Raw genomic sequence first — 15,594 nt, 5'->3', positions numbered from 1 at the left:
CCGCGCGAAATGGGCAAACCGGGCCGTCAGCCGCGGCTCAGCGACTCCCACCAGCGCGCGTCGAGCCGCCCCTCGGCCACGATCACCGCCGGCCCGGTCATCTCCACCCGGCCGTCCGGGTGCTCGGTGATGACCAGCCGGCCGCCCAGCACGTCCACGGTGTACGAGACCGCCTCGCCGGTGGCCGCCGGGTCCAGGCCGTCCCGGCGGATCGCCGCCACCGCGACGGCGCAGGCGCCGGTGCCGCAGGAGCGGGTCTCGCCGGAGCCGCGCTCGTGCACCCGCATCGCGACGTGCCGCGGGCCGCGGTCCACCACGAACTCGACGTTGACGCCCTCCGGGTAGACGCCCTCGGGGCTGGTGAGCGGCGCGGTGCGCAGCTCGCCGGCGTGGTCCAGGCTCTCGACGAAGGCCACCGCGTGCGGGTTGCCCATGTTGACGTTCAGCGCGGGCCAGTGCCGCTCGCCGACCGCGACCTCGATGCCGTCCGGTCCGGGCAGCCGGGCGCGGCCCATGTCGATGGTGACCTCGCCGGGGGTGCCGTCCGCGGCGTCCTCGGCGACCATCGCGGTGCGCACCCCGGAACGGGTGGCGATCACCTGATCGCCGGGCTTGGCGAGACCGGCCTCGACCAGGAAGCGGGCGAAGACCCGCAGGCCGTTGCCGCACATCTCGGCGATGCTGCCGTCGGAGTTGCGGTAGTCCATGAACCACTCGGCGCGGTCGGCCAGGTGGGCGGCGGCCGGATCGGCGGCGGCACGCACCACGCGGAGCAGCCCGTCCCCGCCGATGCCGGCCCGCCGGTCGCACAGCGCGGCGACGGCCTGCGGGCCGATCTCCAGCACGCCGTCCGGGTCCGGCACGATCACGAAGTCGTTCTGGGTGCCGTGTCCCTTGAAGAACGGGAGACCGGCCTGCTGGGGGGAGGATGCGCTCACCCCTCCGATGGTACTGATGCCCGCCCGCCCGGCTCGGGGCGGGAAGGAGCCCGCGGCCCGCCCGGCTGGGGTCCGCGACCCGCCCGGCTGGGAAGGAAGGGGCCCGCGGCCGGCTCAGCGCAGGTACGCGACGCGCCACACCGCGAGCGCGCAGGCGCCCAGCGCGATCAGGGTGTACACCACGATCGTCTTCCAGCCCGCCCGCTGCCCGGAGCCCCGGCGCGGCAGCCCCGGCCACTTGTACCCGGCGTGCCGGGCGGCCATCGCGCCCCAGCCGACCGAGGCGGCGGTGAACAGCAGCCCGAGCATCCCGACCATGGTGGCGCGCGCCCCGGCCGAGCCGAAGGCGAGCGGGAAGGCGAACATCAGCGAGCCGAGCGTGCCGAGCAGCGCGATCGGCAGGGTCTGCCACCAGCGCAGTCGGCGCCGCGGCCGGATCTCGCGCTCGTGCACCGAGCCCGCGGGCGGCGTGCGGGTGTCCAGTGCGGGCACCGCGACCGCGTACGAGGTCGGCGCCTCCAGGCCGGTCAACACCGGGAGGTCCCCTCTCGTCGACTCGTCGAACTGCTCGGCCGGTGCGGTGACACTCCCGCCCTGGCCGGGATCGGGGCCGGTACCCGTCGACACACGGCCTCCCCTGACTGTTCGACACGAGCGGACTCGCGGCCGGGCACGGTCGGCCCGCGCGGGCCGACCCTTATGGCATCGATGATGGCATGTCCAGAGGAGCCGTTCGGGGCCTGACCGGGGTCCTCGGGTGATCCGTGGCCATCACGTGATCGGGCCGTGACCCCCGGTTCGTCCTGCACGGTCACCTGCGCGCGCAGGTGCACCGCCGGATTGGCCGGAACCGCTCCTAAGCGGCCGGAACTCCCTGACGCCCGATCAGTTCGAGGGAACGTTCCAGCAGCTCGACCGGGTCGGTGCCGGCCGGGCGGGAGAGCCAGTGGATCCGGTCGTCCCGGCGGAACCAGGATTCCTGACGGCGGGCGAAGCGCTTGGTGGCCCGTACGGTTTCGGCCCGCGCCTCGTCCTCGGTGCACTCCCCGGCGAAGTGGTCCAGCACCTGCTGGTAGCCGAGCGCCCGGGAGGCGGTCCTGCCCTCGCGCAGCCCGACCTTCTCCAGCTGCCGCACCTCGTCCAGCAGTCCCGCCTCCCACATCCGGTCGACCCGCAGCGTGATCCGCTCGTCCAGCTCGGGGCGCGGCACGGCGACGCCGATCTGCACCGCCTCGTAGACGGCGGTGTTGCTCGGCAGGTTCGCGGTGAACGGCTGCCCGGTGATCTCGATGACCTCCAGCGCCCGGACGATCCGCCGCCCGTTGCTCGTCAGGATCGCCTCGGCGGCCGCCGGGTCCAGCTCGGCCAGCCGCCGGTGCAGCGCGTACGGGCCGTCCTGCTCCAGTTCGGCCTCCAGCCGGGCGCGCACCGCCGGGTCGGTGCCGGGGAAGTCCATCTCGTCGATCGCCGCCCGGACGTACAGACCGGAGCCGCCGACCAGGACAGGCGTGCGCCCGGCCGCGAGCAGCCGGTCGATCTCGGCCCGGGCCAGCCGCTGGTACTCGGCGACGCTGGCGGCCTCGGTGACGTCCCAGACGTCCATCAGGTGGTGCGGCACTCCCCCGCGCTCCGCCACGGTGAGCTTCGCGGTGCCGATGTCCATGCCCCGGTACAGCTGCATCGAGTCGGTGTTGATCACCTCGCCGCCGAGGGCGCGCGCGAGGGCGACGGCCAGGTCGGACTTGCCGGCGGCGGTGGCGCCGACGATGGAGACCACCCGGGGAGGGGCGACGCGCGGGGTACGGGAGCTGCTCACCGCTCCAGTCTCGCAAACCGCGGAGGCGGCGGGGACCGGGCTGCCGCCCCTGCCCGGCCGCGCGACGATGTGACTGGACGGTCCGGGTCCGATTTTGCGAACGCTTTACCGGTCCCGTGCGTTGAGCAGGGGACAGGGAGAGAAGGAGATCGCCATGGGTCTGATGGACAACCTCAAGGGCAAGGCCGGGGAGCTCAAGGACAGGGCGAGCGAGCTGGCGGGCAAGCACAGCGACCAGATCGAGCACCTGGTGGACAAGACCGGCGGCGCGATCGACCGGGCGACCAAGGGCAAGTACAGCGAGAAGATCGAGCACGGCGCCGACAAGGCCAAGCACGCGGTGGACGACTTCGCCCACAAGCCGAAGCCGGGCGACGACGGGCCGACCCCCCGGCCCTGAGGCCCGGCCGCTCAGGGCCCGGCCTGACGCTCAGCTCCAGGACGCCACGAAGTATCCCACCCCGTACGGCGCGTCCTGGTAGCGCAGCCGCGCGGTGAGGCCGGCGCCCTCCGCGGCGCCGGCCAGCACCTGCCAGGGGGCCCGGCCCTCGGCCTTGAGCTCGGCTGCGAGCCCGGCGTCCAGGGCGGCGAGCGCGGGCAGGTCGGCCGAGCCCAGGGCGGCGGCCAGCGCGGCGTCGAACCCCTCGGCCCGCTCGTCCAGGTAGCCGGGCGCCCGCACCGTGCGGCAGGCACTGCCGTCGCCCAGCACCAGCAGGGCGACCCGGTCGGCGAGTCCGGCCAGGCCCTGGCCGAGTCCGAGCATCCGGTCCGCGGGAGCGTCCGCGGGCACCGCGCAGGCGTGCGTGGGCAGGGTGACCCCGGCGCGCTCCAGCAGCCAGGCGCCGACGGTCAGCGAGGGGGCCAGCTCCGGCCCCTCGACCCGCCCGCCGGGCAGCTTGGCGACCAGCGGCACCCCGTACCGGTGGAAGGACCCGGCCCCGCCCTCGGTCCAGACCTCGGCCTCCGGCCCGGCGCCGACCGCCACGATCAGCTGCGGCTCGGCCGCGACCAGCGCCGCCAGCGCCTCGTCGCAGGCGGCGCGCAGCCCGTCCAGCTCGGGCGCGGCCCCGGCGGCGATCTCGGGGACGATCAGCGGCGGACAGGGGCACACGGCGGCGGCTACCAGCATGCGGATCACTCTATCCGGGCAGCCGGACGGCCCGGTGGGAGTCCGAACTCCCACCGGGCCGCGGTCGCACGCCGAAGCGGAGCGTCAGTCCCCGCAGCAGGCGCCGCTGGCCGGCGCGGCCAGCGGCAGCTCGGCCGGGGCGCCGACCTTCGGCAGGCCGAGCAGCACGCCGGCCGGCTTGGCGGCGGGCTTGGTCTGGCGCTTCTCCCAGGCGTCGCCGGCCCGGGTGCGGCGCACGGCCAGTGCCGGGCCCTCGGCCAGCAGGTGGTGCGGGGCGGCGTAGGTGATCTCGACGGTCACCATGTCGCCGGGGCGCACCGGCTGGTCCGGCGTCGTGCCGTGCCCGTCGTCCGCCCCTCGCAGGCTCGGGTTGAAGTGCACCAGGCGGTTGTCGGGCGCGCGGCCGGACAGGCGCCGGGTCCGGTCGTCCTTCTTGCCCTCGCCCTCGGCGACCAGGACCTCCAGGGTGCGTCCGACCTGCTTCTTGTTCTCCTCCCAGGAGATCTCCTCCTGGAGGGCGATCAGCCGGTCGTAGCGGGCCTGGACGACCTCCTTGGGGATCTGGTCCGCCATCTCGGCGGCGGGGGTGCCGGGGCGCTTGGAGTACTGGAAGGTGAAGGCGTTGGCGAAGCGGGCCTCGCGGACGACGTGCATCGTCTCCTCGAAGTCCTCCTCGGTCTCGCCGGGGAAGCCCACGATGATGTCGGTGGAGATGGCCGCGTCCGGCATCACCTCGCGGACCTTCCGGATGATCCCGAGGAACCGCTCCTGCCGGTAGGAGCGGCGCATCGCCTTGAGCACCCGGTCCGAGCCGGACTGCAGCGGCATGTGCAGCTGGTGCATCACGCTCGGCGTCTGCGCCATCGCGGCGATCACGTCGTCGGTGAAGTCGCGCGGGTGCGGCGAGGTGAAGCGGATCCGCTCCAGGCCCTCGATCTGGCCGGCCGCCCGCAGCAGCTTGGAGAAGGCCTCGCGGTCGCCCAGGTCGGAGCCGTAGGCGTTGACGTTCTGGCCGAGCAGCGTCACCTCGATGACGCCCTCGTCCACCAGCGCCTCGATCTCGGCGAGGACGTCGCCCGGCCGGCGGTCCTCCTCCTTGCCGCGCAGCGCCGGGACGATGCAGAAGGTGCAGGTGTTGTTGCAGCCGACCGAGATGGCGACCCAGGCGGCGTACGCGGACTCGCGGCGGGTGGGCAGCGTGGAGGGGAAGGTCTCCAGCGATTCCAGGATCTCGACCTGGGCCTTGCGCTCGACCGCGGCCCGCTCCAGCAGCGCCGGCAGGTGGCCGATGTTGTGGGTGCCGAACACCACGTCCACCCACGGGGCCCGCTTGACGATGGTCTCGCGGTCCTTCTGGGCCAGGCAGCCGCCGACGGCGATCTGCATGCCCTGGTGGCGGCTCTTGACCGGCGCGAGCTGGCCGAGGTTGCCGTACAGCTTGTTGTCGGCGTTCTCCCGCACCGCGCAGGTGTTGAACACCACCAGGTCCGGGTCGCCCTCGGGCCCGGCCTTGACGTAGCCCGCGTCCTCCAGCAGGCCGGACAGCCGCTCCGAGTCGTGGACGTTCATCTGGCAGCCGTGCGTGACGACCTTGTAGCTCTTCAATCCGCTCTCACCGCTCACCAGACCAGGGTACGGGCAGCCGCGAGACGGTTTTCCCCGGAGCTTTGCACCGGCCGTTCCCCTCCCGTTCGGGGGGAGCGCCTGGCAGTATCCCTGCATGACCCCCACCGATCCATCACGTCTCGGCGCCGCCGTCCGCCGCGCGGCCCGCAGCCCGCTGTGGCGGACGGTGCTGGCGCTGGTGCTGCTGGCCGGCGCCCTGGGCGGCTGGTGGCTCTCGGTGGGCCGCTCCCCCGGGTACCCCCGGGGCGAGACGCGCTTCGCGACCGGGGTGCAGCGCGGCGTCTACGACCGGTACGGGCAACTGCTGCAGGGCCACGTCTCCGCGGCGATGCCCGGGGTGCGGCTGGCGCTGGACAACACCGAGGGCTCGATCGACAACCTCACCCGGGTCCTCGCCGGCCAGGACACCTTCGCGATCGCCACCGCCGACGCCGTCGCCGACTACCACGGCCCGGGCAAGGACAGGCTGCGGGCGATCGCCCGGCTGTACGACGACTACCTGCAGCTGATCGTTCCGGCCGACTCCACGGTGCGCCGCACCGCCGACCTCAAGGGCCTGCGGGTGGGCGTGGGCCTGCCGCAGTCCGGGGTGAACCCGGTGACCAAGCGGCTGCTGGCCGCGGCCGGCCTGGACCCGGACCACGACATAAAGCCGGTGATGGCCGGCGTCGGCGACGCCGCCGACCAGCTGCGCGAGGGGAAGCTGGACGCCTTCTTCTGGTCCGGCGGCCTGCCGACCAGCGCGCTCACCGACCTCTCGGACCACTTCCGGATCCGGCTCGTCCCGCTGAGCGACCTGTCCGAGGCGCTGCACAAGGCCGAGGGCGGCGGCACCGACGCCTACCGCGCGGCCACCATGCCCAAGGGCACCTACCCGAACGCCGAACCCAAGGACGCCGTCGCGACCGTGGCCGTGCCCAACCTGATGATCACCCGGGACGACGCGGACCCGGACCTGGTCGAGGGCATGACCCGGGCGGTGATCGACAGCCGCGACCAGATCGGCGCCCAGGTGCACGCCGCCCAGCTGGTCGACCTGCGCACCGCCGTCTACACCGATCCGCTGCCCCTGCACGAGGGCGCGGCGCGCTACTACCGCTCCGTGAAGCCCTGAGGCCCGCCCGGACGCGCCGCGGCCAAGACCTCTCCAGGACCGCTAAGACCGCTAGGACCGCTCCGGCCGCGGCACCGCCAGGGTCACCGCGAGCCCGGTCGGCTTCACCGGCGCGAAGCCGAGCGAGCCGCCACCGGCCGCCAGCAGGGTACGGGCGATGGACAGGCCCAGCCCGGAGCCGTCCACGTTCTGGTGCCGCGGGCTGCGCCAGAACCGGTCGCCGGCCCGGGCCAGCTCGTCCTCGGTCAGACCCGGTCCGGCGTCGGTGACGGTCACCGCGACCTCGTCCCGGCGCACCGCGATCCGCAGCCCCACCCGGCTGCCGGACGGGCTGAACTTGAGCGCGTTGTCGAGAACGGCGTCCAGCGCGGAGCCGAAGCCGATCGGATCCGCCATGCCGATCGCCAGCGCCGGGCCGTCCCAGGTCAGCTCGATTCCGCGCTGCTCGGCCACCGGCTGCCAGCCGTCCACCCGGGCCAGGGTCAGCTGGGTGAGGTCGGTCCGCTCGGGTTCGGGGCGGGCGTGCTCGGCGGTGGCCAGTCCGAGCAGGTCGTCCAGCACCCGGGCCAGCCGGGTGCCCTCCTCCCGCACTCCGCTGAGCTCCTCCTCGTGGCCCTCGGGCAGTTCCAGACCGAGCACCTCGACCCGCAGCAGCAGCGCCGACAGCGGGTTGCGCAGCTGGTGCGAGGCGTCCGCGACGAAGGCCTTCTGCTGGTCCATGGCGTGCACCACGTGGTCCGCCATCTCGTTGAACGAGCGCGCCAGCCGCTGGAGCTCGGGCGGTCCGCCGCCGGGCGCGACCCGGGCGGCCATCCGGCCGGTGGCGATGTCGTGGGTCGCCCGGTCCAGGGTGCGCACCGGGCGCAGCACCCACTCGGTGAGCCGGACGGCCAGCAGCACGGCGACGATCATCGCGACCGCCTCGCCCCCGGCGACCACCAGCCACTTGTGCAGCACCCGGGTGCGCAGCGCCCCGGTCGGGGACTCGCTGAGCACCACCGCGACGACGTCGCCGTCGCGCACCACCGGGGCGGCGACGGTGATCGTCCGGTCCTCCGTCCACGGCCAGACCTGCGGCGGGTTGTGGCTGCGCCGCCCGTCCAGCGCCTCCTGGAAGGCCTGGGCCCCCCAGCCGGCGGCGGGCACCCGCCAGTCGGCGGGGGCGACCGCCATCGGCATGCCGTCGCGCTGGAAGATGCCCAGCCGCACGCCGTACAGGTCGTAGTAGCGCCGGACCTCGGCGTCGATCGCGTGCCGCCGGCTGAGGTCGCCGGGGGCGGGGTCCGGGTCGCCCTTGCGGGCGGAGTCCAGCGAGGAGGCGCCGGAGGTGGGCAGGTCCTGGGCGAAGCGGGCGGCGTCGTCGAGCCGGTCGACGACCACCTTGCTCTGCTCGGCCGCCGCGAACGCCGCCGCGAGCGGCAGCCCCAGGGCGGCCAGGACGCAGAGCATGAGGGCGATCAGGATGCCGAGCAGGCGGGTGCGCACGTGCGGTCAGTGCTCCGCGGGGGCGGGCGGGGCCGGGTCGGCGGCGGCGGCCGTGGTGGCCGCAGTGGACGTGGCCGCAGTGGACGTGGCCGCAGTGGACGTGGCGGCCGCAGTGGGCGTGGTCGCCGCAGTGGACGTCGGGCAGTCGGGGATCAGACGGTAGCCGACGCCGCGGACGGCCTCGACCAGCCCGGGCAGCGCAAGCTTGTTGCGCAGCGAGCCTATGTGCACCTCCAGGGTGCGGCCGTTGCCCTCCCAGCCGCTGCGCCAGACCTCGCTGAAGATCTGCTCGCGCCGGTAGACCACGCCGGGGCTCTGGGCGAGCAGCGCCAGCAGGTCGAACTCCTTGCGGGTGAGCGGCACGTCGCGGCCCTCCACGCTGACCCGGCGGCGCTCCCGGTCGATCCGGATGCCGCGCGACTCCAGCGGGCCCCGCTGCTGGGGCACGCTGTCGGGCGCGGGCGCCGACACCGGGGGCACGGCGCCGCGGCGGGCGACGGCGTGGATGCGGGCGAGCAGCTCGCCCATGTCGTACGGCTTGGTGACGTAGTCGTCGGCGCCCAGGTTGAGGCCGTGGATCCGGGAGCGGATGTCGGCGCGCGCGGTCACCATGATCACCGGCACTCCGCTGCCGGCCCGGATCCGGCTGCACACCTCGAAGCCGTCGCGGTCGGGCAGGCCGAGGTCGAGCAGCACCACCCGGTACGGCTCGTTGCCGTCCGGCACCAGCGCGTCCAGTGCCTCGTGCCCGCTGCGGGCGTGGCGCACCTGGAAGCCGTGCCGGCCCAGCACCGCGACCAGCGCCGCGGCCACGCGTTCGTCGTCCTCGACGAGCAGCAGTCGCATCCCGTTCTCCTCCTCTCCCCACGTGATCACCGGGCCCGATCGGCCGGTGCCCGGTCCTGCGCAGTATGGGCCAGCGGGCGGCCCGACGCCAGGTTCGACCCCGCGCCGGGCCCGTGGGGGACGGGGAGCACCGGCGCGGATTCCCGCTGTGACATGCCCCGTCGCCACCTTCGCGAACAGTACGTACGCACCGTGTGGCCGTTTCGTGATCCTCAAGTTCCGCTCAGATCGGCTGACGGGGCACCGTCAGCACTCCTATGGTCACCCCACCGGGGGCTGCGGCTCCGCCGGTCGCGGCTCCCGGATTCGTACCACCATTGCCGCCCAAGGGAGTTGACACTCCTCGGGTAGGCGTGATCCGACATAGAGGGAGCAGGCGCGATGACCGAGAGCCCCGTCGAGGACTCCACCCCCGCAGCCGCCCCACTGGTCGTGCTGAGCAACGTCAACAAGCACTACGGCGCGCTGCACGTGCTGCAGGACATCGACCTCGAGATCCACCACGGCGAGGTCGTCGTCCTGATCGGGCCGTCCGGCTCGGGCAAGTCCACGCTCTGCCGGACGATCAACCGGCTGGAGCCGATCGACTCCGGCACCATCACCATCGACGGCCGCCCGCTGCCCGCCGAGGGCAAGGAGCTCGCCCGGCTGCGGGCCGAGGTCGGCATGGTGTTCCAGAGCTTCAACCTGTTCGCGCACAAGACCGTGCTGGAGAACGTGGTCATCGGCCAGGTCAAGGTGCGCAAGGTGATCCGCTCGCACGCCGAGAAGACGGCCCGCGCACTGCTGGAGCGGGTCGGCCTGGCAGCGCACGCCGACAAGTACCCGGCCCAGCTCTCCGGCGGGCAGCAGCAGCGCGTGGCGATCGCCCGGGCGCTGGCGATGAAGCCCAAGGTGATGCTCTTCGACGAGCCCACCTCGGCGCTCGACCCGGAGATGGTCAACGAGGTGCTGGAGGTCATGCGCCAGCTGGCCGCCGACGGCATGACCATGGTCGTGGTCACCCACGAGATGGGCTTCGCCCGCTCCGCCGCCAACCGCGTGCTGTTCATGGCCGACGGCCGGATCGTCGAGCAGAACACCCCGGACGCCTTCTTCACCGCGCCGCGTTCCGAGCGCGCCAAGGACTTCCTCTCGAAGATCCTGCACCACTGAGCCTTCGAGACCACGCGGGGCAGCCCCGGCAAAGGCGCCGGTCAGCCCTGCCCGTGCACGACTTCCCGACGCCAGAGCCCGGTTCACCCCGTGGCCCAGCCCCAGGAGAACAACCCTCATGAGGACTTCTCGCACCCTCGCCGTGGCGCTCTGTGCCGTCGCGCTCACCGCCACCGCCGCCTGCGGCAAGGACGGTTCCCCCGGCGGATCCGCCGCCTCGAGCGCGAGCAACGCCCCGGCACTGCCGACCTACGCCGTCAAGACCGACGCCAAGGTCGACTCCCCGGTCATCGCCGAGGCCAAGAAGCGCGGCCAGCTGATCATCGGCGCCAAGGCCGACCAGCCGTTCCTCGGCTGGGAGGACGTGGCCAGCGGCGACCGCAGCGGCTTCGACATCGAGGTCGCCAAGATGATCGCCGCCGACCTCGGCTTCACCCCGCAGCAGATCAAGTGGCAGACGCTGGTCTCCTCGCAGCGCGAGCCCGCCATCGCCAAGGGCCAGATCGACTTCTACGTCGGCACCTACAGCATCAACGACGAGCGCAAGAAGACGGTCTCCTTCGCCGGCCCGTACTACATCGCCGGCCAGGACCTGCTGGTGAAGAACGACAACACCTCGATCACCGGCCCGGAGAGCGTCAGCGGCAAGAACGTCTGCACCGCCACCGGCTCGACCTCGATCAAGAACATCCAGCAGTACAACCCGAAGATCACCCAGTTCGACACCTACTCGGCCTGCGTCGAGAAGCTGCTGTCCGGCGAGGTCGACGCCGTCACCACCGACGACGCGATCCTCAAGGGCTACGCCTCCAAGTACGCCGGCAAGCTCAAGGTGGTCGGCAAGCCGTTCACCAAGGAGAACTACGGCGTCGGGCTCAACAAGGACGACAAGGTGCTGCGCGACGCGATCAGCGACGCCCTCAAGGCCCACGAGGACAACGGCGACTGGAAGAAGGCCTACGACGCGACCCTGGGCCTGTCCGGCTCCGCCGCGCCGGCGATCCCGACCCTCGAGCGCTACTGACCCGAGCGCCCGAGCGCCGTACTGACCACCCGTCCTGACCATCTGTGAGAGGAGGGCCGCCGGATGGGGTTCCTGTTCGAGCAGGACAACTTCGCGTTGTTCCGCGACGGCTTCCTGCAGACGATCGAGCTGAGCGCGCTCAGCGCCCTGCTCGCCCTGCTGCTGGGCACCCTGCTGGCGGCCTTCCGGGTCTCCCCGGTGCCGATCCTGCGCGCCTTCGGCACGACCTGGGTGACGCTGTTCCGCAACACCCCGCTGACCCTGCTGTTCTTCGCCGTCACCTTCGGCCTGCCGCCGCTGGGCGTGCACTTCAGCCACTTGGTCTTCGCGGTGCTGGCGCTCGGCGGATACACCGCCTCGTTCGTCTGCGAGGTGATCCGCTCGGGCATCAACACCGTGCCGCTCGGCCAGGCCGAGGCCGCCCGCAGCCTGGGCATGAGCTTCGGCCAGACCCTCACCCTGGTCATCCTGCCGCAGGCCGGCCGCTCGGTGCTCGCCCCGATGAGCAGCGTGCTCATCGCGCTGCCGAAGAACTCGGCGATCGCCGGCGCGTTCAGCGTCCCGGAGCTGTACAGCGCCCAGCAGACCTTCTCCGAACGCGGCTACTCGATCTTCGCGATCTTCTTCTGGGTGGCCTGCGCCTACCTGCTGATCAGCGCGGCGGTCGCCACCCTCTTCCGCTTCCTGGAAACCCGACTGGCGGTGGCCCGATGAGCTTCTTCGACCGGCCCGCTACGGCCAGCGTCCTCTACGACGCCCCCGGCCCCAAGGCCCGCGCCCGCTACCGCCTGTTCGGCGTCCTCTCGCTGATCGGCGTCGCCGGACTGCTCTGGTACGTCGTCGCCGCGCTCGCCGACAACGGCCAGTTCGACGCCGACCTCTGGGACCCGTTCCAGTACAACGCCGTCCAGCAGATGATCGTGGACGGCCTGGTGTCCACCCTGAAGGCCTTCGGCCTGGCCGCGGCCCTCTCGCTCTCCCTGGGGGCGCTGCTCGCCGCCGGCCAGCTGTCCGACCACCGGCCGGTGCGCTGGACCAGCACCGCCGTCGTCCAGTTCTTCCGGGCGATGCCGCTGCTGATCCTGATCGTGGCGCTCTACTACGCGTTCTTCGCCAAGACCCCGATGTGGGCGCTGGTGCTCGGCCTCACCCTCTACAACGGCTCGGTCCAGGCCGAGATCATCCGCAGCGGCGTCAACGCCCTCGCGCGGGGCCAGGGCGAGGCGGCGTACGCCCTCGGGATGCGCAAGACCCAGGTGCTGACGTCCATCCTGGTGCCGCAGGCCGTCCGCTCGATGCTGCCGTCGATGATCGGCCAGCTGGTCGTCACCCTCAAGGACACCTCGCTCGGCTACATCATCACGTACAACGAGCTGCTGTTCATGGGCAAGAAGATCGCCAGCCAGCCGCTCAACGCCGCGGGCTTCCCGTACATCCCCGTGGTGCTGGTGATCGGGCCCATCTACATCGCCCTGTGCCTGCTGCTGACCGCGCTCGCGCGGTGGATCGAAGCACGTGGCCGTCGCGGCGCGAACCGGCGCACTTCGGCTGCTGCTTGACGGACACGCAGGTGAACTGTTGCATTGCTCTTCGTGACACCTCCCGGGAGCATCCACGCGGCATATGCGGCAGCGGTAACTGACGCCGGCCCATGGGCCGGTCCGTGCCCGGAGGTCCCCGCATGGACCCGGTGATCGTGGTCGGGGCCGGACCGGTCGGTCTGGCCCTGGCCCTGGCGCTGGCCCGGCACGAGGTGCCGACCGTCGTCCTGGACGAGGGCTCCGGGCTCTGCCCCGAGGGCCCGCGCAGCGTCGTGCTCGGAGCCGACACCGCCGCCTTCCTCACCCGGATCGGCTATGCCCGGGCCGTCTCCGACTCCGCCCTGTGGGACTCCTTCGGCATCTGGCGGCGCCGCCAGGAGGTGCTGCGGATCGACCTCACCGACTCCCCCACCTTCCACCTGCCCCAGCACCGCCTCCAGCGCGGGCTGCGCGACGCCCTGACCGGCACCCCGCTGGTCAGGCTCGTCCCGCTGAGCCGGGTCGTGGAACTGGAACAGGACCGCGACGGCGTCAGCGTGCGCACCCACGGCACCCAGGACGGCTCCGCCACCTGGTGGCGCGGCAGCCACCTGGTCGGCTGCGACGGCGCCCGCTCCACCGTCCGCAAACTGCTGAGGATCCGCTTCCCCGGCCGCCCGGCGGTCGACCGCAACGCCATCGCCACCGTCCGGGTCGACCTGCCCTTCGACGGGGCCCGGCTGCACCGCGAGCCGCCCTGGCGCGGCGACCGCGAGGCCTCCGCCCGTCCGCTGCCGGACGGCGTCTGGCGGCTCGACTGGCGGCTGCCCCCCGGGCGGCCCGCCCCGACCGAGCAGGTCGACCCGCACGCCACCTGGCCCGGCATCGTCACCGGCGACACCCTGCTCACCCGGGTCACCGCCACTCTCACCGGCTGGTGCGGCGAACTGCCCCGCTTCGAACTGCTCGCCGCCGCCGACCACACCGCCCAGCAGCGCCTCGCCGCCCGCTTCCGCAGCGGCCGCTGCTTCCTGGCCGGTGACGCCGCCCACCTGCACGGCGCGCTCGGCATGCAGAACCTCGCCGACGGGCTGCGCGACGCCGACAACCTCGCCTGGCGGCTCGCCCTCGCCTGGCACCTCCACTCCGGCGGCCCCCAGCCCGGCGGCTCACTGCTGGACGGCTACGAGGCCGAGCGGCGCGGCGCGGTGGGCGCCCGGCTGCGCGCCGTCGACCAGTCCATGCCGCTGCTGCGCCCGCTGCGCGGCTGGCAGCAGACCCGGCGCTCGCTGCTGGTCGGCGGCTTCCGCAAGCACGCCCCGCTGCTCGCCGACGGCCAGCTGGGCACCGGCCGCTTCGGCGGCGCCCCCGCCTACCCGGCGGCGCCCTCCGGGGTCCCCGGCCGGGTACCGGTGCAGCGCATCGCGCGCGCCACCACCTCGCTCAGCGAGCTGCTGCCCGCCACCTCTCCCGGGGTGCTCGTCCCCGACCTTCCGGTGCTCGCCGCCGACGGCACCCCGGACCACCTGCACGCCCGGCTCGGCGTCAGCTTCCTGCTGCTGCTGGTCGCCCCCGGAACCGCCGTCTGGTCCTCCGAGCACTGGCTCGGCGCCGGGCTGATGCCCCGGCTCGCCGAGGTCGCCGCCGCGCTGCCGGTACCGGCCGAGGTACTGGTCACCGAGGAGTACCCGGGCGCCGGTCCGCACACGGTGCTGCTGATCCGGCCCGACGGGCACCTGGTCGGCCTCACCCAGGGCGCTGCCGCCGAGGACCTGCTGGTGCTCGCCGACCAGGCCCGCGGCGGCCCGGCACCGATCGCCGGCGCCCCCGAGTCAGAACCCGAGTCAGAACCCGAGTCCGAACCGACGCCGGAACCCCAGCAGGTGGACTCGGCGAGCTGACCCGCCACCGCCGTGGCCCGGCTCTCCCGGGCCGCAGTCACCCGTAACCGGCTCCGGCCGGTCAGCTCCGCCGCGATCTGACGGCCACCGCACGGGCGATCAGCTCCGCCCCGAGGCCGTCCGCCGCCTCCGGCCGCACCACCACCTGCGCCTCGCGCCCGGCCCGCACCGCATGCACCTCGACCACCCCGGCGGGCGGGCGTGCGACCCTCTCCAGCCGCGCCGGCCGGTGCCTGCACGCCCCAGCGACTCCTTGCGCGCCCCGAGGCGCTCCGGGCGCCCGGCCGAGCACGCGCCCCCTAGATGAGGGCGGCCGCCACTACTCCCACCCGGCGTCCGGCGGCCCGTCGTCCTCCTCCGCCAGCGCGCCGCGCACCACCCGGAAGGCCAGGCCCTCGGAGTAGCCGCGCCGCGCCAGCATGCCGACCAGCCGGCGGGTGCGGACCTGCGGGTCCAGCCCCCGGGTGGACCGCAGCTTGCGCTCGACCAGCGCCCGGGCCGCGTCCTCCTCGTCCTCGTGGTCGACCTGGGCGAGGGCCTGCTCGACCAGGTCGGCGGCCACGCCCTTGGTGCGCAGCTCCTGTGCCAGCGCGCGCCGGGACAGGCCTCGGACGGCGTGCCGGGACTCCACCCACGCGGCGGCGAAGGCCGCGTCGTCGATCAGGCCGACCTCTTCCAGCCGGGTGAGCACCTCCTCGGCGACGTCCTCCGGGATCTCCCGCTTGCGCAGGGCGTCGGCGAGCTGCTTGCGGGACTTGGCGGCCCCGGTCAGCAGCCGTAGGCAGATGTCCCGGGCGCGGGCCTCCGGATCGGCCGGTTCCTCGGCCGGTGAGCGGGAGGCGCGGGAGCCGCGCGAGGCGCGGGCAGCGGGTGCAGTGCCTTCCGCCTCACCCGGTGGCCCGTCGACGGACCGCCCACGGCGCCGGCCGCGCCGGGCGCCGGAGCGGAGGGGGGGGGGGGGGGGGGACCCCCCCCCCCCCCCCCACCCCCCCCCCCCCCCCCCCCCCCCCCCCCCCCCCCCCCCCCCAAAAAAAACCCCC

15 protein-coding genes are annotated in these 15,594 nt (G+C 73.6%); 7 read left to right on the top strand and 8 right to left on the bottom strand.

From position 1 onward, the window contains the following. Positions 1–26: 26 nt before the first annotated feature. The 3 genes from dapF to miaA form a co-directional block, all read right to left on the bottom strand. A complete protein-coding gene (gene dapF, locus ACZ4WV_RS20540) occupies positions 27–938 on the bottom strand; it encodes a diaminopimelate epimerase (RefSeq protein WP_465748657.1) in 912 nt (303 codons plus the stop codon). 114 nt (positions 939–1,052) lie between these two features. Further along, on the bottom strand, positions 1,053–1,565 hold the full coding sequence (locus ACZ4WV_RS20535) for a hypothetical protein (RefSeq protein WP_465748655.1): 513 nt from the start codon (positions 1,563–1,565) through the stop codon (positions 1,053–1,055). A 229-nt stretch (positions 1,566–1,794) separates the two neighbouring features. Beyond that, on the bottom strand, positions 1,795–2,754 hold the full coding sequence (gene miaA, locus ACZ4WV_RS20530; RefSeq protein WP_465748654.1) for a tRNA (adenosine(37)-N6)-dimethylallyltransferase MiaA: 960 nt from the start codon (positions 2,752–2,754) through the stop codon (positions 1,795–1,797). A gap of 154 nt (positions 2,755–2,908) precedes the next feature. Between miaA and ACZ4WV_RS20525 the strand changes: the two genes are divergently transcribed. Next, the gene (locus tag ACZ4WV_RS20525) at positions 2,909–3,154 is read left to right on the top strand and encodes an antitoxin (protein ID WP_465748652.1); all 246 of its coding nucleotides are present in this window, start codon (positions 2,909–2,911) and stop codon (positions 3,152–3,154) included. A gap of 30 nt (positions 3,155–3,184) precedes the next feature. Here ACZ4WV_RS20525 and ACZ4WV_RS20520 read toward each other — a convergent pair whose 3' ends face one another. After that, the gene (locus ACZ4WV_RS20520; protein WP_465748650.1) at positions 3,185–3,883 is read right to left on the bottom strand and encodes a class III extradiol ring-cleavage dioxygenase family protein; all 699 of its coding nucleotides are present in this window, start codon (positions 3,881–3,883) and stop codon (positions 3,185–3,187) included. 84 nt (positions 3,884–3,967) lie between these two features. Next, positions 3,968–5,506: a tRNA (N6-isopentenyl adenosine(37)-C2)-methylthiotransferase MiaB gene (gene miaB / locus ACZ4WV_RS20515; protein WP_465748648.1), complete on the bottom strand. Its 1,539-nt coding sequence runs from the start codon at positions 5,504–5,506 to the stop codon at positions 3,968–3,970. A 97-nt stretch (positions 5,507–5,603) separates the two neighbouring features. Here miaB and ACZ4WV_RS20510 point away from each other — a divergent pair, with 97 nt between their 5' ends. Beyond that, positions 5,604–6,623, top strand: coding sequence for a TAXI family TRAP transporter solute-binding subunit (locus tag ACZ4WV_RS20510; protein WP_465748646.1), 1,020 nt, complete (start codon positions 5,604–5,606; stop codon positions 6,621–6,623). A 51-nt stretch (positions 6,624–6,674) separates the two neighbouring features. Here ACZ4WV_RS20510 and ACZ4WV_RS20505 read toward each other — a convergent pair whose 3' ends face one another. Continuing rightward, on the bottom strand, positions 6,675–8,108 hold the full coding sequence (locus tag ACZ4WV_RS20505; RefSeq protein ID WP_465748644.1) for a sensor histidine kinase: 1,434 nt from the start codon (positions 8,106–8,108) through the stop codon (positions 6,675–6,677). A gap of 6 nt (positions 8,109–8,114) precedes the next feature. Then, positions 8,115–8,954, bottom strand: a complete 840-nt coding sequence (locus ACZ4WV_RS20500; protein WP_465748642.1) for a response regulator transcription factor — start codon at positions 8,952–8,954, stop codon at positions 8,115–8,117. A gap of 381 nt (positions 8,955–9,335) precedes the next feature. Here ACZ4WV_RS20500 and ACZ4WV_RS20495 point away from each other — a divergent pair, with 381 nt between their 5' ends. From ACZ4WV_RS20495 to ACZ4WV_RS20475, 5 genes are all read left to right on the top strand, one after another. Beyond that, the gene (locus tag ACZ4WV_RS20495) at positions 9,336–10,109 is read left to right on the top strand and encodes an amino acid ABC transporter ATP-binding protein (protein ID WP_465748640.1); all 774 of its coding nucleotides are present in this window, start codon (positions 9,336–9,338) and stop codon (positions 10,107–10,109) included. Between the two features lie 118 nt (positions 10,110–10,227). Beyond that, complete coding sequence (locus ACZ4WV_RS20490) at positions 10,228–11,133, top strand: glutamate ABC transporter substrate-binding protein (protein WP_465748638.1); 906 nt, start codon at positions 10,228–10,230, stop codon at positions 11,131–11,133. Between the two features lie 63 nt (positions 11,134–11,196). Continuing rightward, entirely contained in the window at positions 11,197–11,847 is a 651-nt protein-coding gene (locus ACZ4WV_RS20485) for an amino acid ABC transporter permease (protein WP_465748636.1), read from the top strand. Then, positions 11,844–12,692: an amino acid ABC transporter permease gene (locus ACZ4WV_RS20480; RefSeq protein ID WP_465748634.1), complete on the top strand. Its 849-nt coding sequence runs from the start codon at positions 11,844–11,846 to the stop codon at positions 12,690–12,692. The genes ACZ4WV_RS20485 and ACZ4WV_RS20480 overlap by 4 nt, the downstream gene beginning before the upstream one ends. Before the next feature lie 122 nt (positions 12,693–12,814). Further along, a complete protein-coding gene (locus ACZ4WV_RS20475) occupies positions 12,815–14,554 on the top strand; it encodes an FAD-dependent monooxygenase (protein ID WP_465748632.1) in 1,740 nt (579 codons plus the stop codon). Between the two features lie 319 nt (positions 14,555–14,873). Here the strand turns inward: ACZ4WV_RS20475 and recX are convergent. Continuing rightward, positions 14,874–15,594: recombination regulator RecX (recX, locus tag ACZ4WV_RS20470; RefSeq protein ID WP_465748630.1), on the bottom strand; the 721-nt coding region annotated here is incomplete at its 5' end.

The sequence above is a fragment of the Kitasatospora sp. NPDC029312 genome, from assembly GCF_055569215.1.
Note: the sequence above shows the minus strand (reverse complement) of the source record. Positions and strands in the feature narration are given on the sequence as shown.

What these genes read in the sequence shown, in the direction of transcription:
- ACZ4WV_RS20525 (WP_465748652.1), top strand. Translation starts at nt 2,909, where the DNA reads ATGGGTCTGATGGACAACCTCAAGGGCAAGGCCGGGGAGCTCAAGGAC.
- ACZ4WV_RS20480 (WP_465748634.1), top strand. Translation starts at nt 11,844, where the DNA reads ATGAGCTTCTTCGACCGGCCCGCTACGGCCAGCGTCCTCTACGACGCC.
- ACZ4WV_RS20485 (WP_465748636.1), top strand. Translation starts at nt 11,197, where the DNA reads ATGGGGTTCCTGTTCGAGCAGGACAACTTCGCGTTGTTCCGCGACGGC.
- ACZ4WV_RS20475 (WP_465748632.1), top strand. Translation starts at nt 12,815, where the DNA reads ATGGACCCGGTGATCGTGGTCGGGGCCGGACCGGTCGGTCTGGCCCTG.
- ACZ4WV_RS20495 (WP_465748640.1), top strand. Translation starts at nt 9,336, where the DNA reads ATGACCGAGAGCCCCGTCGAGGACTCCACCCCCGCAGCCGCCCCACTG.
- ACZ4WV_RS20510 (WP_465748646.1), top strand. Translation starts at nt 5,604, where the DNA reads ATGACCCCCACCGATCCATCACGTCTCGGCGCCGCCGTCCGCCGCGCG.
- ACZ4WV_RS20490 (WP_465748638.1), top strand. Translation starts at nt 10,228, where the DNA reads ATGAGGACTTCTCGCACCCTCGCCGTGGCGCTCTGTGCCGTCGCGCTC.
- ACZ4WV_RS20500 (WP_465748642.1), bottom strand. Translation starts at nt 8,954, where the DNA reads ATGCGACTGCTGCTCGTCGAGGACGACGAACGCGTGGCCGCGGCGCTG.
- ACZ4WV_RS20520 (WP_465748650.1), bottom strand. Translation starts at nt 3,883, where the DNA reads ATGCTGGTAGCCGCCGCCGTGTGCCCCTGTCCGCCGCTGATCGTCCCC.